General features: G+C 50.8%; 16 protein-coding genes. 4 read left to right on the top strand and 12 right to left on the bottom strand.

All coding sequences use genetic code 11. The features are described from left to right. Window positions 1–19 precede the first annotated feature (19 nt). From ACYZUM_RS09980 to ACYZUM_RS09990, 3 genes are read right to left on the bottom strand one after another with little or no spacing between them, the layout of a single operon-like run. Entirely contained in the window at window positions 20–3,445 is a 3,426-nt protein-coding gene (locus ACYZUM_RS09980) for a UvrD-helicase domain-containing protein (RefSeq protein WP_108184582.1), read from the bottom strand. A 2-nt stretch (window positions 3,446–3,447) separates the two neighbouring features. Beyond that, on the bottom strand, window positions 3,448–4,044 hold the full coding sequence (locus ACYZUM_RS09985; RefSeq protein WP_108184583.1) for a hypothetical protein: 597 nt from the start codon (window positions 4,042–4,044) through the stop codon (window positions 3,448–3,450). Further along, window positions 4,041–4,829 (bottom strand): RNA polymerase sigma factor, encoded by a 789-nt coding sequence (locus ACYZUM_RS09990; RefSeq protein WP_108184584.1) that lies wholly within the window; start codon window positions 4,827–4,829, stop codon window positions 4,041–4,043. The genes ACYZUM_RS09985 and ACYZUM_RS09990 overlap by 4 nt, the downstream gene beginning before the upstream one ends. A 138-nt stretch (window positions 4,830–4,967) precedes the next feature. Here ACYZUM_RS09990 and ACYZUM_RS09995 point away from each other — a divergent pair, with 138 nt between their 5' ends. After that, on the top strand, window positions 4,968–10,406 hold the full coding sequence (locus ACYZUM_RS09995; protein ID WP_473061318.1) for an NACHT domain-containing protein: 5,439 nt from the start codon (window positions 4,968–4,970) through the stop codon (window positions 10,404–10,406). Between the two features lie 629 nt (window positions 10,407–11,035). Here the strand turns inward: ACYZUM_RS09995 and ACYZUM_RS10000 are convergent. After that, window positions 11,036–12,121, bottom strand: coding sequence for a hypothetical protein (locus ACYZUM_RS10000; RefSeq protein ID WP_142579962.1), 1,086 nt, complete (start codon window positions 12,119–12,121; stop codon window positions 11,036–11,038). A 569-nt stretch (window positions 12,122–12,690) separates the two neighbouring features. On the opposite strand from ACYZUM_RS10000, the gene ACYZUM_RS10005 reads away from it, so the two are divergent. After that, window positions 12,691–12,885: a hypothetical protein gene (locus ACYZUM_RS10005; protein WP_108182702.1), complete on the top strand. Its 195-nt coding sequence runs from the start codon at window positions 12,691–12,693 to the stop codon at window positions 12,883–12,885. A gap of 698 nt (window positions 12,886–13,583) precedes the next feature. Further along, the gene (locus tag ACYZUM_RS10010) at window positions 13,584–13,820 is read left to right on the top strand and encodes a helix-turn-helix domain-containing protein (RefSeq protein ID WP_262381371.1); all 237 of its coding nucleotides are present in this window, start codon (window positions 13,584–13,586) and stop codon (window positions 13,818–13,820) included. A gap of 138 nt (window positions 13,821–13,958) precedes the next feature. On the opposite strand, the gene ACYZUM_RS10015 is transcribed toward ACYZUM_RS10010, so the two are convergent. From ACYZUM_RS10015 to ACYZUM_RS10040, 6 genes are all read right to left on the bottom strand, one after another. Continuing rightward, window positions 13,959–14,795: an IS3 family transposase gene (locus tag ACYZUM_RS10015; protein WP_473061319.1), complete on the bottom strand. Its 837-nt coding sequence runs from the start codon at window positions 14,793–14,795 to the stop codon at window positions 13,959–13,961. Further along, window positions 14,792–15,097, bottom strand: coding sequence for an IS3 family transposase (locus ACYZUM_RS10020; protein WP_008047186.1), 306 nt, complete (start codon window positions 15,095–15,097; stop codon window positions 14,792–14,794). The genes ACYZUM_RS10015 and ACYZUM_RS10020 overlap by 4 nt, the downstream gene beginning before the upstream one ends. Window positions 15,098–15,171: 74 nt before the next feature. Further along, the gene (locus tag ACYZUM_RS10025) at window positions 15,172–15,558 is read right to left on the bottom strand and encodes a hypothetical protein (RefSeq protein ID WP_108184391.1); all 387 of its coding nucleotides are present in this window, start codon (window positions 15,556–15,558) and stop codon (window positions 15,172–15,174) included. A gap of 125 nt (window positions 15,559–15,683) precedes the next feature. Continuing rightward, a complete protein-coding gene (locus ACYZUM_RS10030; protein WP_108184586.1) occupies window positions 15,684–17,969 on the bottom strand; it encodes a hypothetical protein in 2,286 nt (761 codons plus the stop codon). Beyond that, window positions 17,962–19,494 (bottom strand): site-specific integrase, encoded by a 1,533-nt coding sequence (locus ACYZUM_RS10035; RefSeq protein ID WP_108182705.1) that lies wholly within the window; start codon window positions 19,492–19,494, stop codon window positions 17,962–17,964. The genes ACYZUM_RS10030 and ACYZUM_RS10035 overlap by 8 nt, the downstream gene beginning before the upstream one ends. A 24-nt stretch (window positions 19,495–19,518) precedes the next feature. Next, window positions 19,519–20,727, bottom strand: coding sequence for a tyrosine-type recombinase/integrase (locus tag ACYZUM_RS10040; RefSeq protein WP_108184587.1), 1,209 nt, complete (start codon window positions 20,725–20,727; stop codon window positions 19,519–19,521). 337 nt (window positions 20,728–21,064) lie between these two features. Here ACYZUM_RS10040 and ACYZUM_RS10045 point away from each other — a divergent pair, with 337 nt between their 5' ends. Next, on the top strand, window positions 21,065–22,108 hold the full coding sequence (locus ACYZUM_RS10045) for a hypothetical protein (protein WP_142579887.1): 1,044 nt from the start codon (window positions 21,065–21,067) through the stop codon (window positions 22,106–22,108). Window positions 22,109–22,342: 234 nt separating this feature from the next. On the opposite strand, the gene ACYZUM_RS10050 is transcribed toward ACYZUM_RS10045, so the two are convergent. Further along, a complete protein-coding gene (locus ACYZUM_RS10050) occupies window positions 22,343–23,458 on the bottom strand; it encodes a hypothetical protein (protein ID WP_052491533.1) in 1,116 nt (371 codons plus the stop codon). A gap of 422 nt (window positions 23,459–23,880) precedes the next feature. Next, on the bottom strand, window positions 23,881–24,096 hold the full coding sequence (locus ACYZUM_RS10055; RefSeq protein ID WP_052491534.1) for a hypothetical protein: 216 nt from the start codon (window positions 24,094–24,096) through the stop codon (window positions 23,881–23,883). Window positions 24,097–24,141: the final 45 nt, after the last annotated feature.

A 24,141-nucleotide genomic window follows, 5' to 3' on the forward strand; every position in this document is an offset into this window, starting at 1 on the left:
AAGAAACCGGAAAGCTGATTTAATTATTTTTTCCAACGACAGTCCCATCTGGTAAATCACCACAGATGAAAAAATTGGGGCAAGAGGGGCAAACCCTCGCTTCACGCCTAGGGGCGAAGGCTCCCGACCTGATTTCGCTCAGCATCCGGGTGGTGTTTTCCCTTCGCGTGTTTAGCTTTCGGTCCGTGATGGACATCAGATCGGTAGTCTCGCTTGTGAGGTAAGTGACCTCAACTTTGGCCGAACTGCCATAGTTTTGAGTGACGGCCATGTGGAGTAGGGTGTACTCAATGTCGTCAAATTCATTGGATTTTGGCTTCCCTGTTTTCACTCGCCTTACGATGATCTGGCCACTATCGCTACGCGCAACGCTGTCTGGCTTAACGACGATGTCACCATGCACGCCGTCGATTGAAATCGGGACTGCGTGGATCAGCGTACCCTCGCTTCGGCTTTTGACGAGGTAGTCTACGAGCCGCCGTGCAATGACTCGGTAGTCCTCAGCGTAACCATGATCGACTGCACCTTCAGCCAACCATGCTGTATCGAAGGCTGCATCAATCTGGCTCTGACTCGGAGTTATACATTCACAGTCGGTTTTCAACCAATTCGAGACGGTCCTGACAGCATTGTGCATTTTGAGGAAAGCCGTTTCAGTGCGGCGCCCCCCAAGCCCCAGGACGTGTGAGTAAAGAAATCTACGCGGACAACGCTCAAACTGCGCAATCTGACTGTCATCCCAAATGGGCTTTTCCTCCCATAAGATATCCAGTCGAGGTTTAGGATGAACATCCGCCGCCAAAAGCGGTGGGTTGGTTGGTTGCGTTAAATGTTGTCGGATTGGGTCTATAAATTTAGATTGATTACGTTTTTTACCATCAGCTTGAAATGACGATGCGTATAGGAACAACTTGTCACGGGATCGGGAAAGGGCAACGAAGAAAAGACACTCTTCCTCTTCCTCGTGCCCGGATTTCACTGCCTCAAGGCCTGAAAGCCCTTCAGAACCATAGATTAGGCCGTCTGGAGGTACGCATCGTGGTGGCCTATTGTTGCGGGGTAAGCTTGCGGCCACCATCCCTGGCAGATGAACAGTCGGGAACTCTAGCCCTTTACTGCCGTGAATGGTCATCAGACGCACAGCATCGATTCCGCCAGCCGCCTTTGGCAGATGCCGAAGGCCACGATCACCAGAAATCAAAACCAATCGGCGAATCCGGTCGAGTAGACGAATGCACGGTAGCCCAGAACCAGAGGGTTGCTTGAGGCAAAAATTAAGGAATTGCCAAAGAGCCAGCCCTCTCATTTTGCTTTGCGCATCTGCTGCCAAATGAAGATTTTTTGCGAGGCCTAGACGGTCAATAACCCAATAGGCCAGGATATTCCACGGGTTTCCCCTCGGATTTAGCCCCTCAAAGAGCTGAGCGATAGATGACAATTTTTCCTTGCTGTCCTCGGAGTATAGGGAAGGCCAACTCTCCTCACTCAGCCAATCTAAAGGTGCAGATTTACTTGCGCGAAGATGCCGGATTAGGTTGACGGTTTCCGGCATGGGCATCTCATAACCCGCCATCGCCGATACTCGGATCAGACCAATGGCTGAAGCGTCATTGAGTACGGAAAGCATTGCCAACAAGGTTTTTATCTCAGGCCGCTCAAAGATGCTTCCAAGGTGAAGCACAGGGATCCCTCTTGCCTCCAGACCTTCGGCAATTTCGCTCAACCGTGTATTTGACGCACATAAAAGTGCTTGCTCGCGATACGCAGTACCTGACTCACGCTGCTCCCGGATTGATGCGGCGACCGCAGCAATCTCATCCTCGGCTGATCCTACAACTCTATATTCAGGCTTGGCCCCGGCACTTCCTCGGTTAGCAGTTAGCGCCAAAGGTATCGCGCCCATCGACGCTTTCATCGTCGTAGAAAAAGTTGAGAAGGTATCGACTATCTCTTGCCTCGAGCGATAGTTGACGCCTAATTGTTCGGCTACTGCACCCGGGAAATCTGTACCAAACTGTGCCATATTAGAAGTCGAGGCACCGCGGAAGCGATATATGGATTGTCGAGCGTCACCAACCACCCAGAGGTTTTCGCCTTCTCCCACGATGGCTTTTAAGAGCCTTACCGACGATCGATTGACATCCTGGTACTCGTCGACCAGTACGTGCTTATGCCGCGTCTTTAAGGCATCCCGAACCTCTGAGTCAGCTTCAGCCAAGCGCACGGGAAGTGAAACAAGATCGCCAAAATCAACGAGTTGGCCGTCTCTCATCAAACGCTCATAGGTCTCATAAACGAGCGCGACTTCGAGGCATTTTTCGGCTCGGAGTGATGCATCTGTATCGCCTGAAGCGTTGATTACCATTGACTCGGCCAATGCGCGGTATCCGGCTGAGTCTATTGCCTCATCCTTCGCTCGCGAAATAGCGTTCAGAATGTCATTCAGATCGAGCGTCGGGTCCCACAAGTTTCGGTAGTGATGAAGTGAAAGTCGAGATACCTCGATTTCGAGTAACTCAATGCCTTCGACCCGGTCAATGAGGCGGGGGTCTGGCGGTAACTCCAGCTTCTGATGGAAACGCCGAATAATATCGAGACCAAAGGCATGGAACGTCCCGATCCACATTGCTGCTGCGGCCAATGGGTTAGTAGCTGCGATTCGCTCACTCAACTCATTTGCTGCTTTGTTCGAAAACGTCAACACTAAAATTGAGGTAGGGTCTACGCCATCCTGGATGAGACTTTCAATGCGCTGCACCAAGGTCCTAGTTTTCCCGGTACCAGGGCCGGCCTGTAACTGAAAGGGTGTATCGCGATGCGATGCGGCTACTTGCTGTGACGGATCGGAGCTAAAAACAGCCTGCTCAGTAACACGATCGTTGCCAACCGCCGAATGACTTGGCAGCAATAGAGCGTCTAGCAGTTGCTGTTGAACGATTGGGAGAGGCGCGCCTGTGCGCTGAGCAATTTCTGAAGAAGAACAGCCATTTTCGACATGAAGAGCACGCGCTACTGAACGCGGTAACAGGAACTCGCGTGCAAATAAGTCCATTTTAATTTCACGGCGTTCTCGGGCCCCATAATCCATCAAGCTTTCGGCACCGACTGGAGCATCCTCAATCGACCGTCCGGGTTGCGCATCGACCGTTACAACATCATCTTGGCCTCCTTCCAGCACTAAGTGTCCGAGTTCGTGGGCGACAAGAAATGCGCGATCAAACGCGGTCCCGAGATCCTGGTATAAAATTGCTCCTGCTTGGCTGTCGTATACCGCCTGGCCTCCTTTCAGCGCGGGATCACCCTTGGGCAGAGCATAAACATCAAGTTGGCGTCTATCCGCTTCTTTAATCGCAAATTCAAGCGGTCGCCATGGATCGCTGCCTTCAGCGACTGCCGCCAGATGAATTTTTTCAGCTTCTAATCGTGCCGCGTCCGTTGCGTCCATGTTTAGTCTCGAAGCGCTGCTAGCGCCTCCTCTTGAGCACGAGATAGCTGTGAAATTTCCGCTGCATGATCAAATGATATTTGCTCGCTTACCGTTGGCTTCACACTAGATCTAAAACTTTGGCTAGAAACTATAGTCGGAGGTCTCGCTAAGTACTCGAGCATACTATCAACTGAAGTTCCAAGCTCGCACGCAATTTTCTGAACAAATTTAATCGGATAAGTACTAGATTCAATCGTGCGATCCCTTACTCTTCCCAGAAACAAACTATTTACATTTAGTTTTTTTGCGACCTCTCGAAAGGCAGTAGAGCTTAGCTGCACGAAAGGGTTTACAAAGGATTTTTCTCTTGTGTCGCAAGGCATAGTGGCCTCGAATTGCTTCCAGGCTCGATCTACTGCGGTGTCAGATGAAAGTTTGTTATCTGATTCGGAATGTTCGGAGTCGAGAAAAAATTCGATAGAACAATCCACTAGTGCAGTTGTGTATTGCGGATACTGTTTAATATACCGCTCCAACATTAAATGGTTATGCTGTTCTTCTACTGCGAAAGCTAATAAGACTTCCTCTTCAGTAGATATTGACTTGTCAGTACTCATTTTCCAACCTCCTCTTCAAGAGCGGCCTTGAGAGATTTAAGCGCACGGGCGCTTCTGTTTCGCACCGTACGGTCGTCACACTGAAGCATTCGTGCGATTGTCATGACGGAAGGGTCATTGGACTGTACGGGAATACCCTTCAGTCGAAGCCCGATAACCTGCCTCTGATCCTGTGGCAGTTGGTCAATCGCTGAAAATAGAGCGATCCGGAAAGCTGGATCATCAATTTTGCTCGATTCATCGCTGAGGTAATTGTCTAAAGTGGCTTCTACCTCAGCCGAGAGTGGCGCTCCGTCTATGTCCTGGTGATCAAATGGGACCAAAATAACGTCGCCAACCTCGGTGTAGAATTTGCGTAGAACAGAAGCCCGAATGGTACAAATAGCCCTGTCAAAACGGATTTCGTAAAAATCTAAAAGCCCCTTATCCGAGTTACAGTCATTAGTTATCAGCAGAACAAAGCGGCTGATAATTTCATCGCAAATGTCTGAAGCATTTCCAATATCTGAATCCCAAAGCCTTGAGCGCAGCGACCGGTCAACTCGCGCCAAGAGCAGTCGAAAGGTTTTCTCGAACACCTCATGGTCAGCCGCTCCCCAGGCCCTACGGAGGAAGTAGACCAAAACCTCAGAAGGTACGTAACTCAAGCTTTTTTTCGGTAGAGCGAACTGCGAAAGCCGTTCACCAGCATCCACCGTTTCCAGTTTTGAAATCCATACCTCAATTTCAGCTGGACGCTGGTAGGTAACACCTTGCTGATCCTTGCGCTTTAACGGTGCTGACATCGCTGCCTCCAGGTTGCATGAGGGGTAGAGCGGTGACGGTATGAAGGACAACTAACCCTAATTTAACAGTAGTCGACGATCAACATGCGGATCATCAGTTCAGATTGAATCGAAGGACGCCCGATTGAGCTGCAGAAATTGGCGAGGCTCGACGCAGCTCATCAATCCATTTTTACAGTGGACGCCGTCGACCAAGGTAACGAAGATGCCTCAACAACGTCATTTACAAACCCTTTTTGGCAGGCAATTGAACTCATGACTTCAGACACGGACAGTCAAGCGACCTCAACAGAACTCACCGGCGGTGCGGGCTTCAGTTACGAAGACACGGTGGTTGCCTACTACCTGACGGCTCTTTTACTTGAAGGGCATGCCGCTGGGCTCCCGGGCGTGGTTCAGTCCGTGGCGGTGCAGCAGGCTGCGGATCAGCCGATGGACGACATCATAGTTGAAATAAATGATGTGGAGGGACGACGAGTCCTGGCCTTGCAGGTTAAACGTTCATTGCGTATCAGTGCCGCGGCGAGCAATACCGATTTTCTTGAAGTGATGTCGGCGTCTGTCGCCACGCGTAAGAGTCCACAATTTCAGCCAGGCAGAGATGCGTACGGGGTCATCACCGAGCACGTGGCCGTGGCGCCTTTCAGGGCCCTAAGCCGTCTCATTGAATGGGCCCGGGCGAGTCCGTGCGGGGCCGATTTTGCCAGGCGCTTTGAAGCGGGGGGTACGGCCGCGACCGCGGAATGTAGGCTCCGGCAAACACTCTATCCTTTAACTGGTGCCACAACGGAAGACGCCGAAGCAGATTTTTATCGTGACTTGGTGGCGCGAAAGATCGATGGATTGGACGAAGGCGGGGTGACCCGTGCCGGACTGGTGACACAGCTACAGGAGATGTTGGTTGAAAATGGTGCCGGCCAAGAGGACCTGTTGTTTGACCGTTTGTGTCGCATTGCCCGCGACGGCGCAGGCCATGCACGGAAATGGACGCGGACGACGCTGCTACAGCAACTGCGTGGCGTAGCGCGGCTTCGTACCGCCCCCAGCTATGCCCATGACCTGGACATCATCCATCGATTTTCGCGGGAGGGGTTGGCCGACGTCTCGGATAGCATCGATGATTTTCACGTTGAGCGACCTGCTTTGCAGGAGGCCATCGGCAAACGCCTAGCGCAGTGTCGTTTGGTCAACATCACTGGGTTGCCGGGTTGCGGAAAATCGGCCGCCCTCAAACAATATGCCTCCAGCGCGGCCACTCTGGGGCCAATTCTGTTCCTCAAATCTGATCGCCTGCTGGCCAGCAGTTGGTCCGCTTTCGCATCGACACTCGGGCTGCGGCATTCCCCTGAAGAGTTGCTTGGCGAAATCGGCGTGACGGGGACACCGGTATTGTTTATCGACGGGATCGACCGTGTTCGCCCGGATCAGAAGGGCGTGATCACCGATCTCCTGCGAGTTATTGAAAGCCATCAGGCATTGAGTTGCTGGAAAGTTCTCGCCAGCTCGCGCGACCAGGGACTTGAACCTTATCGTGCCTGGTTCCCCGCGAGTTTCTACCGCGACAACGGTATCGGCGACGTCACTGCGGGTCCCTTCACCGACGACGAAGCGGCCGTGCTGGCAATTGCGAAACCTCACCTGCGACCACTGTTAATTGATGCGCCCGCTGTTCGTGACATTGCGCGACGGCCGTTCTTTGCTGCCGTTTTGGCAGGTGGCTGGTCCCCAGGAGGCGCGTCCCCTCAATCAGAGATCGACCTGATTTCAGAATGGTGGTCTCGTGCGGGGCACGATGCCGGGCAGCCTGCGGCCCAGTTACGTAAGAGGGCGCTCATCGACCTGGCCGAGTCTGGTGTGCGAAATCTCGGCAAAAACATATCCGTGCGGCACCTGAAGGAGGGCACGATCGCCCAGATCGAAGCGCTCAAAACTGATCTGATTATCCGAGAGCAGGATGGTGGAGCCTCATTTTCGTTCACTCACGACATCTTTTTTGAGTGGGCTTTTTTCCGTCTTTTGATTGAACTCAGCCCCGATTGGCAGGTAGCGCTGAGCAACGCCGGGGAGGCTCCCCTACTTGGTCGCGTGATTGCGCTGCTCGCGCAGAACGCATTGGCTACACCCGGTAAATGGACTGAAGGCTATCGCGCACTGGAAGGCCAATCGCTGCGACCACAATGGCGGCGGGAATGGCTGACGGCGCCACCCTTTACTTCTGCCTTCAACAAAAATGAATCCAAAGTGGAGTTTGCAGTGCTGCTGCGTGAGAACGACTTCATTCTCTTGGAGAAGTTACTGGTTTGGTACCAAGCGCAGCACACCATCCCCAACCCGGTGGTCCTTCAACGACCTGATGAGGCCGGGGAGGGGGTTGAGAAAATTCGTGTTGCTCACTTGGTGGGCTGGCCGTCGGATGTCCGCAGTTGGGGGCGCCTGCTTGATTGGCTCTTGCCGCTCGCGCCTTCACTTCCAGTGCGCCTCGTCCCCCACGTACTCGAAGTCTTTAGCGTCTGGCAAAACATGTGGGCGAACCTTCAGAACGCTCGAAGTGCTGCGCTCGTACAACAGTGCAGCAGCTGGCTGCTTCAAATGGAGCGGTCCGAACATTTGGAACCGGCCGATGAGGTGGGCCTCCAGTGGCAAGCGCTGAGGGGAGAAGCCAGCTCCAGTCTTGCCAGCTCGCTTCGCTATACAATCCTTCGCTCTGCGCGCACTTATCCTGAACCCGCTGTCGCGTTGTTGGCACGTGCTGCCGTCGATGCCGATGTGCGAGAGGCGGCGTACAACGATCTCATGGCATTTGCACCGATGCTGAGCGAGATCGCCCCCGAAGCGGTCGTTGCGGTAACTAAGGCTGCGCTGATGGAGGAGCTGCCACAGGAAAGGTTTGAGCGTCAGCAGCAGGAGGATGACGTGCACCTTCAGCGATTAAAAAAACTGCGCGCGATTCCGGAAGCAGAGCGCACGCCGCACGAACGCAACGAGCTGAATTCGGCTTTTTTCCCGATCGGCCAGGACCGCTATAGCCTGGATGACATTGGGATTAATCGACACCACCGCTATTACATGGACCCCTCGGCGCGGCACGAACCGTTTTCCAGCCTTTTTGACCATGCACCGGCATGCGCGCTTCAGCTAGTTCGCGACGTGAGCAACCATGCGGTGACCGGCTGGCGGCAAATTTATGCGCTTAATCGGCGCACCATGGGTACGCCACTTCCCGTTTTAGTTGAGTTCCCATGGGGAAAACAGTCGTTTTGGGGCGATTGGCACGTCTACAGTTGGTCGCAAGGACAACTGGCGGCAGCACCGCTTGAATGTGCCTATCTTGCCCTCAGCTACTGGGCCTTTCAGGTGATTGATCAGGGCCGCCCCGCAGGCGAGGTCATCAAATTGATTCTCGAAGGAGGCAGCGAGTGTTATGCCTCTTTGGGGCTGGCGCTAGTTCTGGCACTTGAAACCTTGGAAGTCTCAGACGTGACGCTGGCTCTTGTGACCTGTCAAAAACTGTGGAGTCACGATATTGCGCGCGTGGTGCATGGGCCTTCCAAGGACATCGACATCCTAGGTTTGGGTTTCCTGTCTCGACTCACCGGGGCCAAGGCACTTGCCAAGGCTTTTTTGGATAAACGCGAAAGTCGGTTACGTAATGTGCACCAACTGGCTATGTCATTTGCGTTGAGCCGCGATGAACATCTACGTGCGCAGTTCAAGGCTGCTATCGAGGCGTTCCCCAGCAATTTGCCATATGAAATCGTGGAACTGCGGGATGATTCCAGCGAAACCGCGCACCTAGAGGAGCAGGCCAGGCGCTGGGCCGGTCTAGGCGACATAAAAAATTATCGGCAGACCGCAACATCCGATAACGGTGTGATGGTCACCTACCAGTCACCAGTACCACTCGCACCTAAACAGCAAAAGCGACTCGAAGAGGCCACTGCCTTCTTGCAGGCACAATGGGCCTTGGGATGGGCCACACAATCGCTCTCTGAAAACGCACCTCGGGCCGACTGGGATATAGCCAATGCCGTCGCGTTCGCCAAGGCCCATGACTCCGACTTAATGTTTGCGGTGCGCAGCGATGTCGGCGGTCATGCGGAGCAGAGTGCCATCTCAGCCATCGCCGCCTGTGTCATTCGTTTTGATTCGACTGCCAGTAACAGCCAGGAGTGGGCATGGGCCGTATTGGCTCGCGTCGAGGGTATGGACGAGCCAGAATCCTATCCAGGCGCACGAATATCGTGGCACCCCACGAATCATCTAATCGTCGCGCTGGTTCACCTACGCCGCTCGAGAATGGCCAACGATGACTCGACTGCACGTTTGCTCAAACTCACCATGCATCCACTGGACGACGTAGCCCACTTCGCTTTTCGGGGCCTACTGACGGATGCCGACGAACACGTACGTTGGGTCACTGCACAGTTGGCAATGGATCTGTCGATCTATTGGGGGCCGACTTACAGCGCACGAGGTGGTCAGGATAACTCAAGAAACCAGTTGGTTCGGGAAGAAGGGCTCGCACGCGCGCTGGTCCGTCTTGCCACCCCTACGGCGACGCCGTTTATTGATGTCCCTCCCGCGTGGACTGAGTCGACCTCAAGGCGCACCGATGACGAGCAATGGGATGACGAGGAGAGCTGGCAGGATTCCACCCCGTCGTTTGACGCCGAATTTGCCGCCAAAATTGTTCCGCTGTTTCCCATTGAAGAATGGTGTCAGCCCGGTTGCTATCGGGTGCATTGGCAAAATACGCTAGAGCAATTTGTGTCATGGACCGCCGATCGTTTGATGCCGCCCTGGATCAAGGAAAAGGCGCGCCGTTCCCATCAGTCTGAAATTTATAAGTGGCAATCCGCGCTGGGGGATCTACTTGCGCGTACCGCTCCCTGGCTGGAAATAGAGTGGATACGTCAGAAATGCGTTGAGCCTTTTCTCTCGGATGACGACAAGGCGTTATCGGTGCTTTCGCGATTTACTGATAGGACGGTGTGTCGCCATGTCATGGACTCTTTGGATGTTCCCAAAAACGTATTGGACCTGTTGGAGTTATGTGTGGAACGCGTCATCAGCGATCCTACTTTCATTAGGGGTAGATACCGTGCAGGCAAGGTTTATGGAAATGACCTGCCGGTTCTCATCGAGGCACTGCTGTTTGTTTCGGTAGAGAATGCGCCCGATGCCAAAAGATTTGCCAATGGAGATTGGTCGCAGATCGATATGGTCATGCCTTTGGTCACCAAACTCGTTTCTGCCGTAGGTTGGTCTGCTTACGTCATGGATAAATTTTTGACGCTATGTGAGCGCGCGGACGCCGCATACCCACTCGACAGTTTTATCCTGCAAGTGAATGCCGCCTTAGTGAAATTGGCCTCTGCGGAAGCAAGTTGGATTGGAACAACACTTGCGGCGCGCATGGCAGGAGTCGTTCAACGTCTTGCGGACAACAACTTCCCACTGCATACCGAACAAGCGCAATGTTTACTGCGCATATTGGATACTCTCATTGACCTTGGTGATCGTCGAAGTGCAGCTTTAGAACAGACAGAGGCCTTCCGAGGTATACAGGGGCACTAGAGCCATAGCTTGTGGCTGAGGTGGGATAACCTTGCGATTCGAGGCCCAGTTAGCACCTGTTCTCTACACGTCTGCTTCGTTCAGGCCGAGGTTTCGTCAGCTTTTATAGCGGCGTGGCATTAAGTGGTCCGTGAGCAGACGCTGCCCGAGTAATGGCAGGTGCCCTTTGCGGCACCTTGATTCATCGTAGCCCAGGAGGAGGGCATCAGGGGGATTTTACTCGTTCCAATCCTAGTCGTTCTCGAGAATCCCAACTCCTATAAATACATTCAAACCGTTCAACCATGACATTAAGCACGCTGGATGCTTAAAAAACCATTCTTCCGTGGCCTAAACGATGCACCAGCGCCCAACCGTCTGCCGATCAAGTTCTAAGGTACCGGGAGTTTGTAGTCGAACACTGATAGTCGGTTTTGCTTTTCAACAGTTGGTTCAGGCTGAAGGCGAAAGGACACCCTGAGCGGTATTTTTCACTTCCAGTGAGAGATAGCTGGAGCCGCTTGGATATTGGCCGCCTGTCAGACGAAAATGCTCCTTACCTCGCTTCGAGAAGACCTGGTGAGAGGGAACATCGGAAGCTCTTTGAGGACTGAGACTCATACTTGAACAAAGCAAAGCGAGACAATTGACTAGCGCGCTTTTTTTTGTGCCTCAATGCAGGTTGTTTTAAGCGTTTCACAGAAACTTGATAGATATCCGCTCAATTTCTTAGCACGATCGTCTTGGGCTTTGAATGGATTAGATGTCATTAGTCTCACGGAGGCCTCTATTTGCGCCTCTGTCTGTGCAGTTCCATATTCGATACAGCTGCTTTCAAAAAAAACAGTTCTCTGGTGAAGGACTTTAGATAGACCTTTATCAAAAGTTTGTCCAAGCAGCACTTGACTGGCCTTGCTCTGGTATTGGCTGTTTATATCGCAAAGCTGAAGCATGTCAATGTCACCCAACCCTCTTAAAACACCTTTCTTAGTAAAATCATTCATTGCTGCAAGTGATTCTGATAGCTCACCACTCATGATCGGCCGAGCTTCAATGTTTTGTTGAGACTGTTGCGCAATCAGTCGTTCCACTCGACTGGAAAGAACAAATTTAACATACCATGGGCTAAAGTACTGGAGTGGCAGGTTGTCAGGTATTTTAGAGAAAGCGATGCTTAGCGGGATTTTCACGCCAAATGGCGCTCGCAAATCAGTCTTCCAATCGGAAAATTCCACTTCTTTAAAATAATCGCTTAAGTACTTGTCATCTGTGGCTATTGCTTGGAGGTGCTGCATCAGTTCCGAAGGGTTTCTAAAACCGATCATCTTTATTTTTAGCCCTGTTTCTGAAAAATATTCAGATAGCTCAGCGCATGCCCTTTCTATTTGAGTTTTGGTGACTTGGTCAGGGCGCCCCAAGTGTTCGTAAATCGCCGCCGGTGATAGCGCCAAGTAAGTCTCGCGATCGCCCCATCCAGTCACAAAGCGGCAGAATGCAGTATATGCCAAAGCTTGTAACTCACGATGTGGCTGAGTACTCCTGTGCTTGTATGATTGTATAATACTGTTATCCAGCACTAAATGAATTGCACCTTCAAACTGATAGCCCGTACCGTAGGTTTCTCCTAAATCCAATACAAGATTGAAAAACTTAAGCGCCTGCTGTTCTGAAAACGCTGCGATTCTGTCCTTGAATTCGATAGCAAAACTCTCGTTTTGTTGGGTGGCGTCGCGCAAGATATACCTCAATTTTAATAGGTTAACTTCATAATCTCGTAGGTAAACTAGATTAGGTTTTTTCGGTCTAGTGCTGATGGCGCAAGAATTGATAGGATCACCGTAGCCGAATGTGACAACACTTCAGGTTTTAATGGAGCATTGCATCAAGGACCTCTGAGGCGCTATGTGCACTGCAAGAACGTCCATTGACGTGCGCTTAGACAAGATCCCCTGACAGGAAAAGGGTGATTCCATAAAAAACCTGATAGGCATGTCACTGCTGGCCTGCGGTAATCGTATTTGATACATGCATCACTTGATATCGCTTGGTGGCTCAACGCTATATCTTATTACTTGTACATTCAAGCGTCACGGTGTCAGTACTGATGTGCTTTACCTGTGCTAATCGACAGGGCCAAAGATTGGACCTCGTTAAAATACATTTCTAGCCGCGGCCAGAACAGAGCCCTGCGTCACAGGCTTTGAGAGAGGTCAATCCCGCTGTAGATATCTGTATTCAGGTTGCTTCATTACCCCTGAGTGTTAACCTGAAAAACATCCCATTTGCTGCCTGCTGGAGCTGCTTTATGACTCGTAAGGTGATCCTGGAACTTGATCTGAACGAAAATGATTTTGAGGCTCTTACACGACTGATCGAGAATCCTGAAAGCGTTGCTCGAACCATTGCTCCAGATGACGCCAGGGTGCGGAGTCGCTTGATCGATCTGCTAGTACAAATTGGCGATGCCGTTGAGAGGACCCCAGCAGCCGTTGCCCAGTAACCGTGCTGGCCGGCACTTGCTAAGATGCATAGCGGCTCATCCCGCGCAAGGGTGGAGGTGGCAAGGTGGCGACTGCAATGAGTATTTATTGAGCGCCAGTAGCTGCGTTTAATGATCTTTCGATGAGTGCGGATATCTGAACCTGGTGTGGCTCTAGGTGCGGTTGCTGGCCGAAGCCTGGGGGATCACCCATCTTGTATAAGATTGTGCACTCCTGGATATTTAAAGGGAAAACCAGCGCGTCGTCGGTATACATGAATCCGGAGGTGACCTGGAAAATGTATTTCGTTCGTACGCGTCCACCCGGTGCCTGGAACCGCCCGTAGGCTATGGCTATGAGAGGTTGGACGACCCAACGGTCTGTAGCATTGAGCCAAGGCGGTAACGCCATCTGAACATCCACAATGCAAGACGGAGAGCCGTCGCGGTTGCAATCGTCTAAGAATCTCACCAATTCAGTGCTGCAATCAAAACCCTTTATCTGGACACGGGCGTCGCGATCCAACTCATCCAGCACTGCCACGTAGACACGAGCCGTCTCGGGCAAAGCGCTTTTCGTATTTGCTGGCTTAACCATAATCAATCCTCAATGAGCCCTATAGATTGTAGTGCTATAGGATTCAAAAAGGCTTCATCGTTCCTTTTGCATGGTGAGCAAAATGGAATTGAAGGAAGCATTCGCAGAGGCCCTACGGAATATGAGATTACGCAAAGGGCTCACGCAAGAAGACTTTGGCCTGGTCAGCAGCCGAACCTACATCAGTAGTTTGGAGCGAGGTATGAAGGGCGTAACCTTGGAAAAGGTGACTCAGCTCGCAGACAGGATGGAGGTTCACCCCCTAAGCCTGCTTGTAGAATGTTTTAGGGTTCAGTCAGGCGATACGCTGGAAGAGCTTTTTGAGACGATTCGAGGGCAGTTGACTGAAGCAATATGATGGGGCTGTGATGATCAAGGCATTGTGAACGTTAAACGCCCCTTCTGAGCCTATGTCAAAGTTGTCGCCGTAATTGCAGCGCGCCGGATGGGAGGAGGGGTGAACTGGTCAAGTAATCCCAGACACCGATTACGGTGTTTATGCCGCTTTTTGCTCCATAGCTATTGGCGACAGGTAGTTGTTGTAGCTATGGAGCCTCGTACGGTTGTAGTACATGAAGAAGCGCACCATATCGGTTTTCGCTTCTTCGATCAGGCTGTATCCGCTGCGAGGTACCCATTCTGACTTCAGAGTGCCAAAAAAACGCTCTGTTGGAGCATTGTCCCAGCACTGCCCGCGATGACTCATGCTCTGCAAAATGCCGTGGCGCATCAGTTCTTCTTGAAACTTGCGACTGGTGTACTGACATCCCTGGTCTGAGTGAAACATCAACCCAGGAGGACACGTTCGTACCTCTGTCGCCATGCGCAGCGCCTTGCTGACCAAGTTCGCGTCGTTGACCAGGGAAAATGCCCAACCGATGACCCGGCGAGCATACAAATCGATCACGATAGCCAGATGAATCCAGCGTTTTCCCACCATCAGGCTTGTAACGTCGCCACACCAAACCTGGTCGATTGAAGTCGGTTTGAAGTTGCGCTTAAGCCGATTGGGCGCGACAAATGCTTCTACTCCTTTGGACCTGAATGGGTGGGGCTGGCGTTGTTTACTGACAATGTTGGCCTCCCTCATCAGCGCTCTGACAAGGCTTCTTCCAGCTGCAATATTCTGGGACTTCAGGCCCTTGCTGATCATTCTGGAGCCCATGGCTTCACGGCTTTCGCTGTGCAGCTCAACCACTTTCAGCTTGAGTTCTTCGCGCCTGATCTGCGGCCTGGCTCGCCGCTGAAGCCACTCATAAAAGCTGCTGCGCTTTACACCGAAAACACGACACACCACGGCGGTCGGAAACAACTCTCTTAGCTCTGCGATCATCGGAAACGATCGGGATCCGACATCAAGAGAGCGGTAGCCTTTTTTAGGATCTCGGCTTCCATTTCCATGCGCTTGATCTTGGCTTTCAGTTCCTGGATCTGGCGCTGATCTTCGGTAATAGCCTTGGTGCCCTTAACGGGTTGGCCCTCGCGTTCCTTGCGGACCTGATCAACCCAGCGCCGTAGAGCCGTAGGCCCAATATCCAGCGATGCGCACACGTCTGGAACCGGGCAGTTATCATCAAGCACCATGCTGGCAGCATGGAGCTTGAACTCGCGGGTGTAGACCTTTCTTTCGTTCATGGAACCTCCAAGTTGGCGAAATCATATCGCCCTTAAGAGGTGTCCGGAATTATTAGGCCAGTTCAGGGGGGTAGCTAAGTCGAACCAGGCTTATGCTCTTCAAGATCGGGCAGGACCATCAGCGTGTGTTCATCGTAATGCGGAAAAAACCGCTGCCATGCACGAAGTCCACCCAATTCACCTACGGCCAAGATTATTGCCTTGTGAGAGGCTGTCAGCAAAGCGACTTGCCGCTCTAAGTCCGCTATACGCTCATCTTTCATCGCAAGAGTGGTTATCAAGTGTTGTTGAGAGTTTTTTTTCGCTCGTTCGACCCACTGGTTTCGGACCACTTGCAATTGCTGGTACTGCGCAATCAAGCCGCTGCGATAGGTGTCCCGGGTGAGACTGGAAACGGCACCTAGATTCTCGATTTTACGCACAATGGCATGGGCGGTTATTTTCTCACCGCTGTCCAGCATGGCTTCGAGAACGCGAACGAGATCATCATCAAGCTGACCCGCACTGACGGTGCGGCGGACAGGTTTGCTCAGCACTGACATAATTTCTCCGCTAGTCAGGTAACAGGGCAGCAGCGTGAAGGTAACTAGCCTTCGAACAAGTCTACTTGATGGACCTGTACCGACAAATCTGGACCATCTGGAAAAGGTTTTTCACCCGGTCGGCACGCCAATGCTCGATCAATATTCTCTAAGGTTTTCTTGGCATGATTCAATTGGTTTGTTCTACCAATACTGTCGCTCACGCGAGCCTCAATTTTGTTAACGGCTAATGCAATTTTTTCACGAAGCCCCACCAAATTTTGCTGATGTGTTTGCAAGTCGGTAACACAAAGATGACGGCAACCGCCGTAACACTCTAAGTGTTTTGGACACGGATTGGTTACAAAACTGTTGATGCAAAACCCATAAGGCGTAACGTGAAATCCATCAGCTTCTCCCGCCAGATAGAGAAATGCTGCCTCATCGCCCATTGTTTTCTGAATCTCTCGAAACTCATCAACAACTGGACCGGAAACCTTTCCACTCAGAACCATCGCTAGCACCTGCGAACTGCCTGCCGACAATAAGTCTTGCGCAGCCTGGGGTAAATCCATCGAGGCAAGTTCCTCGAGCAAACTGCGATGATCGTACTGGTACGACTGCTCAACGCTACGACGGCCATAACGTTTAGTTATGATCGTATCAGCCACACCCATCCTAAAGAGTTCACTGTTTTGAACGTGTCGCAGAGAATGACTATTGATGGTAAGGCCTTGGTTTTCTTCATCACGCCCATACCGTTGAAAAAATGTGGTGTTTGCACTCTGACTTTTATAATAGTGGTTTCGCAAATCGACCGTATCGAGAATGCCAATAAAACAGTATTTACGAATATCGCACAGCCCGTCATTTCGCCCCTCTGATAGCGCGCGTATGGGCGCAAGAAATAACAGGTCATATGGCGGTATCGAACCTGCAGTGGTGCGCAACGGTTTTAGGGGGGAGAGCTTGGACGGCATTTTTAATCTCACCAGTTGCTCCATCTCCGAGATCTTAAAGTACCCAGTCCTAAAGTTTACCTTACAAGGCGCGCCGGATACTGTGCGAAAAGGGGTAAGCGATTCATAGCCTTTACGCAGCACAGCGAAATATTGACGAACAACATTCTTCAGTTTTCCGCCATGCTCTTTTAATAACAACTGCCGACTTTCAATTTCATCCAGGACACCAATATCGTAATTTTTCCTGTACTGCGCAATCAGTCGAGCTTCCTGGTCATCTTCAAAAACAAACGGGTTGCCGGTCAAACACGGATAGAGGTCCGCAGCAGCCACCAGTTCGTCCGGTTGAAAATCAGCAAAAATCCGATTGAATTCATACTGTTTCTTAAGAGTGGTGCGGAGCGGTTGGGTAAGCAAAAGCACCCGTCCCAGGAACTGAATAATAATCTCTCTGAACATCTCGGGAATGTGCTGGATATCTGGATACAAGAGCTTGCCGTCTTTATCCGAAATACTTCTTTTTTCCACAAAATATTTAAGAGCGATCGATGAGGAAATACCACCATACTCACCTGCGGAAATGCCCTTTTTACTCAGATAAGAAAACTCCTGGCACCAATCGGCTTGTATGAGTGGTGTTTCGCCCATCCGCAGACCACAGAGCACCAGAATTTTGGCTTGCGCAAACCTCAACTCGTCATAAAATGTCTGTGGCTCTTCGGTAAAAACAATCCGGATCAATTCCCAGAATGCATTGTAATCGGGAAGACGTTCAGAGCGTTTGCGCTCCGAAAGGTTTTGTCGAAAATTAGAGATGTCGTCGCGATTGTTTCGGCGTTTAACGCTCACTGCAGGCAGCAAAGGAGTGCGGTCAGTCAGACAATTAAAGTCCAAAACATTTTGTACCGAATTGCTAATTCCTCTGGCCAACTGGCCGGAAGGCTGTAACAGTGATGCGAATTTAAGTGCAGACGCAATGTGATCAACGCTCAGCTCCCACGGCTCAGCGTTACCGCAACAAGATGCAATGACACGAATGGTTCGCACGATGTACTGACTGGCATGCGCTGCGGATGCACCTTTCACATAAATATAATGAATAGCGCATGCTTTGATTAAGTCTTGCCACGCGTTCGACAGCATCGTCCTTGTGATGGGGGGCAGCCCTTGTGTGCTGCGTTCCGCGTTGATCAACGCCAGGGTTTTTATATCGGTCCCTAAGTCCGCAAGCCAATAAGGGATTCGGGGATTGCCCGCCATACGGAACAGCGGCCATCCTTCACCTTTTTTTACGGTTCCATCAGGTGCAGTGGGGATGTCCCAGTTGACGCCTTTGGAGATGGCGAGCGTTTTATTTTTTTCAATAAAATATCTAAAGTTATTATTCATTATCAACGCCGCCGTTCAGCTCATCAATGACATGTTCTACCCGCTCGAGGACATCTTGCAGTTGCGAATAAGCAGGGGAGTAGCTCTCGCCTCTTGATGCGTTGTAAAATTGCAGTACAACAGGGCGCAAACCGTCACGAACCTCTTCATGAATCTTGGAATTCTGGACCGCCAGGAAACGATCACAGCCATAACATGACAATACCGGATTTTTTGCACATAACCCTTGACCAAGGGTACACATGCCAATTCCCGCTATGGGTATTCCGTGTGGCATACCGCCTATTTGGTGCGCGGGTAGTGCGTTCGATAAGTCCTCCGTACTGATCGTTCGGCTTCTGGCAATACGCTCAATTTTGCTATATATCGGGGAAATGGCCAGAGCGCGATTTACCCGCTCGGCTTGCGTCGGTGATGATTCAAAATAAACCAGCCCAGTCATTGACCAGCTGTGCCCCATGTATTCAGCGAGTTCTTCCTGGGTGGCACCTGCATCCACCATACGCTGCGCAGCGCTGTGCCTGAAATCAGTGCTACTACGTCCATCCAACCCCAGTTCTGCGGTGAGTCTTGCCAGCGATGTGACGACGCCTGCTGGCGTCAGGCCAAACAAGGAATCGGCTAGAGCACCGGGTGATTGGGGGGACGCTTGGCCCGTGGTTCGCCGTCGATGCAACTCTACAAAGAGATTGGTCCACTCGCGTTTTATCTTTCTTAACATCGGTATAGGTGCCGTGCTCTTGCGTTGTTTCCCTCGAAAAAATCGCAACTGCACACTGGCGGTATTTTCAAAACTAAATATCTTCAGATGTTCCACTTTAAGTTTGGCGATCTGCTTGGGGCGCATCGCAAACTGATAGCAAATACACAAGATACAAGCACTAATTAAAAGAGGTGTTTTGGTATGAGCCAGATCATGGCTTGAGGCGTCATTGAGCGTATCCAAAAAATCAATAATTTTCCGGTCTTCATATAGATCAAGAAATACATCACCACTCCGGACGCGGGCGTATTTATCCACGGGATGTTGACGAAGTGATGCAATTCGAGGCCTGGAATCGTTGCTCAGAAACCCCACGCTTTGACCACAACAAAATAACAGCAGCGACTTGAGTGCGTTAAGTTGATGATTGCCACATACTGGAAGTATTTCGTGCTCCCATTTATCAGTCAAGCCAAGTGGCGGAATCGTTGAGAAATCCAACACCGTTAAAATAAGCCTTTGATCAAGTCTTTTCAGTGAGTGAAAATACATACTAAATGTCATGCATGCTAACTCAGAAGTGCAACCAATCAGCCACAACTTAATTAGCTTTACTATTTCTTTATCAAAACAACTGAATTCAAACTCAAGATGGACACCATTAATGTCCAAGGACCATACATTTTCCTCTGGATTTCTTATGGTTCTCCAGCAGTCTGCAAAATCATCCCAATAACGGATTACGGAGGGCAGGGGAGGCAGGGGGGCCAACGCCTCTAACAGTCTCGCGTTTCCAGGAAAGCCCGACTGACTCCGCTGCATGCGTTACTCCTTCATCTGCCCTTTTTAGGAGCGCAGATGGCTGACATGGACGTCAAATGCATGATTCCAAACGGTGGCTAAGCGATCCTCAAAAAAAGCTCGTGCGTACCGTCGTGGCATATCCGAGGTGCGGGCCCAGCCAAAAAAAGCTCGCAGTCTCTGGATTGCCATCTCGATGTCATCGCCATTTTCTACAAATTGATGAAGCCTAATGGTCGCACACGTATGCCGCATGTCGTGCGGTGTAATACAACCGGCCCCGCGATACTGCTGAAGTGTTTGGCGTGCCTCGGCGGTGAGCTCACGTGTGATCGTGACAAAAATACCATTGACCTGGCGTAATGATAGTGGATTGCCTTCCAGCGAGGAAAATAAGTAACTGTGTCGGGTCGAGGGTCGGTAGCTCTCGACAAAGGTCCTGATGAGGCTGGCCAACGCTTGCGGTACGGGTAGCTGCCGGGCGGCATTGTTGTTTTTTAAGCTAGGTTGTTCCGGGCGTGGATCTCGCTGATACGGATTGTCGCCGACATTCAACCAGTTCACGATTCCCACAGTTGGGGTGAAGCGCTTTTCGCTTTTTAATGCATCCATCGGCAGCACCAGGGTTTCACCGCGACGTAATCCAAGATGCAACATGAGTAGACATAATACGTAGTTACGCCAGCGTAACGTGTTGTTTCTAAAGGGGTTGCGTACGGAATACGGATCAATGATCTGGTAAAACTCATCCAGCACAGGACTTGGCAAGGCTCGGACAATCTCAGCCGGCGGTGCGGGCGCCATCCCCAGCGAGTCAAACAGCTTCTCCAGGCGCTCCAGACGCATGCTCAGCCGCCAAAGCATGTCGGGATCGGCATGACTCTTCACCAGGCGTTGAACACAACTTTTGACGAAAACGTAGGCCACACGCCAGTTGGGATGGTAGTTGGCTGCAGTCTGGGTGCCATGATTCCTGGCCGTGATGAAAAACGTCTCAAGACAGGCTTCCAGCTCATCGAATTTGAGCTCCGCAATCAAGCGATCAAGGCAGTCAGCCTGGTACAGCCGTTTGGCCGACTGGTACAGCTGTTCGATGACGGACAGCTGGGTTCGTAGTGTGGACGGCGCCAAGCTGGCACCGTCCAGTGAAGACCAGACTGTCGACCAATAGCGCGGTCGTCCACGGTCATCGGTCAGCAACCAACCAATGAGTCCGGATGGCACGGAATTGTCTTTCAAACGAACAATGGGCATAAGCGCAACAGCTGAAGCTGCTCCTTACGGTAGGACGCGTTGCAGTTGAGCCTAGGTAATTTCCTGTGTAACGCAACACTCACGAACAAGCCTTCCCTACGCATAATGTATATTATGTTAAACAACGTATTACGTTACGTCCCTCCTGCACTGTCCATTTTCACGATCCTGTGACTATTCTTCCAAAAACCTGTGTCGCTCTAAAATTCATGGCCTTACCTTGCATTCCTCTCAGCTAGCCTAGACTGACCTTCCACTTATCAGTGTCGCGTCCCGCTTACCATTCAACGTCTACAATCACAGCTAACAAATTCGATATTACGATGCTGGTGTCCACATGGCGTCACCGTTTGTCCCTTTCCCAATTTTCTGCCCTTACGCTGAATGGCGTCCATCAGGCCTCAGTCCATTTCCCAAAAATGCCGATGTGATCGCTAACCTAGAGGCAGTCACAGCTACCAGCCTTCCATTTTTCAGCGTCTGGTACTGCCAACGATATCTTGCTTGGTTGGCGCATAGCTGGAATCCTGAGCAAGCTTCTGAGGCTTACTATTTTGAAACCACGCACCTCGAGCGCCTGCTGAACTGGAGCTTCTCACAAGGCTTTTCATTGTTGGATTTAGATTCCAATGGTCTCCTTCAGTACGCGTCTTTTTTTTGCAATCCGCTGCCTGACTGGTGCGCTCCTAAAGCTTGTTCAAAATTCCTCGCGGATCCATTGGATCGTTACCAAAACTGGATGATCAACCCTGACTGGCGACCGTTCCTTTCGTTACCTCGTGACGCATCACGTCAACTTGGTCTCGCGCAGGCCGTTCTGAATAAATTCTATGACTTTTATTATCATGAGATTTCCTCAAGCCGACCCGTACCGACCCTCAAAGGTAAGTCCCTACATTCGAAGAATTCGCCGAAATTGACAGATTATGAAATGGACTGGTATCTGAGAAATCTTCAAGACCTACCTTACGGTGAGTCTTACAAAATAAGCACGCTCGTATATTTTGCACTCGCTAGGAGTTCAAGGCGCACGCGACGGCAATTAGTGGGCACTTCGAGCAATCCTGGATTGCTCAACCAATTTTCAAAAAATTCTGATGGCAAATGGGGAGAATTACTCCCCAGAGGTGAATTCAGAGTCTTAGGTGATGAATTCACTCTTATGTTTGAACGTTATCTGAAGCATCTGGGACTGGATTCTGAGATGCCGATACCCCCACATAGGCTGTTCGCGACATCGCCCGATAGTAAGTTTGCGCGAAAATGCAGGGTGGAATTGGTCAGCATGGCTCTTGCATCTGAAGACGTCCAAATTAGAGAGGCTGCAAATAAATTCCGATTGCTTACATTTTCCTCCATGCGTAGATCGTCAGCATCCTAATGTAAGACTGCTTCCTGCTCGACCCACAAATATATTTCGGATCGCTCATAGCTTTATGTAGTGCGCCAGGGGTGAAAATTAAGGACTTTTATAGATATTCACAATGCTCAGGTTTGTTACCCGAAGCCGGGGGATTAACAGTGGTAGGCTTTGATCGTGCTGCCAGGCGGCAGCACATTAATTATTCGTTCCTTTATTAACTTTTAACTTATTGAACTTATTTGAATCGGGGTTCTAAACATCTCTCGATTTGATCAAGCGGACTCGTTCCTGATGGGTTATTGAGCGATTGTATCGCGCAATCTGTATCTGTAGATGACTTTTGAATTCATCGGCGGTAAGCTCAGGTAATAGTCCATCCTCTTCTCCATCAGGCAGGCTTAAGATGTTCGCGATCTGATAAATCAACCGCTCCACGGTTCCTTGGCTCTGCCTATTCGATCGACGAGATACGATATTGTTATTACGGAGCAGTTCGCTGAGCTTGACACTTTCGACGCTGGAATCCATTTCAATGCTCGTAATCCGAAATTCACGCGCATCGTCGATAGCTTCAACAACCAATCTGTCTAATACTTGGTGAATGTTGCCATCGATAGCTATTGCCTTTCCAAGTACCATCCGACTTGGTTTGTGCGCCAGGAACGCAAGCCAAGGGCGGGTCGTTGAACCGTCGGACGAAAGTACAAGTACATCAGGACGATACAAATCGAAAGCTACCTCGACTTTCTTAGCTGCCACTAGCCGGTCATCACTCGTGTTTGTGATCAATCCTCCCCGTCCGGCCTTCCTGTAAACTACGAGCCCGATCGGTTTCTTTTCATTAGTGGAACGCTTGCCATTGGACTCCCAAAAAGCTTCGCCCTTTAGTGTCCAAGTTTCTCTCGCAGTCCACACCGATTCATCACAGGTGAAGTTGCCTGTGACCATCAGTTTTCCCTTAAGGCTCCACGCTGAACCGACCTGTTTTGCAAGAAGGTCTCGATCATCTAATGCCGCAGCAACAGCTTCAATGCCGTGTTTAGAGTAGAACGATTCAATGCTCGTGAAAATGGAAGCCGGTAACATACGCTCCAGGGCTTCGATGCATTCAACTACTACTTCCTTTGGGTAATCGCAAAGCCGGGAAGCACGAGTTTCACCCAATGGAAGGTTCATAATTAAAAAGTCGGCATCAACAAGATGAAGGTCGAGGCTTTGATCGCCCTCCTCCTTCATAAGTGCGGCGTAAGTTTCGTATCCAAGGAGTGCTGCGAGAATTTGAAGCAAAGTGGAGTGTTTAATCTCAATGCCTTTTGCGCTCAATAAGGCTTGAGCATGCAGCGATACAGGACTAAGAATACTTTTCATCTTCCGAATCTCCGGTTCTGCTGATGCTGGTCGCTTTATCTACAGCAAATGAGGAAATTAGAAGATGTCGGATTGACGACTGATGCACCTCATTTAAGTCGACCAGAGCTTAGGCGAGGCAGCCAATAAAAACTGTAGTCGGTTAGGCCTAATTTTTCCAATAACCATGATGAACGGTAACATTTTTTAATTAATTAGCCTTTACCTAACTAAAAATTAAGTGTTCGCTAATTTTTCTAATGCTGCCCTAACTGTAATCTCTGGACGTTGTTCTTCGAGCTTGTCGGTCGTGAATCAAGCCGCCCGCAAGACGCCGGTCTTGACCTTGAAAGCCTCCATCCTCACGCCCGCGCGCTGTGCTGTCCAGAAGCTTAGAGCGCTCGACGAAAGCAGCGATCGATAGTAGCCCGTCCTACTTTCAACTACGGTACCCACACCGGCAGCTTGGAGTGACCAGGTTTGTCGAGGATGATTGCTAGGCTTTGTTTGGCCCGCGTAACTGCAACATAAAAGGCGGCCGCTGGTGTTGATTCCAGGAAAATCTGCTTCTGAATGAAAGCCTTGATCGGCGCCGTTGGCATGATCAGCCCACGCTCAAATGTGGCGCCTTTTGATACCTTAAAATTCATGAAGTCCAAGGCGAACTCCTTACCAGAAGCTATGGTGCTGCGGAGGCACTGAGG

The sequence above is a fragment of the Pseudomonas sp. m6p genome (assembly GCF_055760375.1).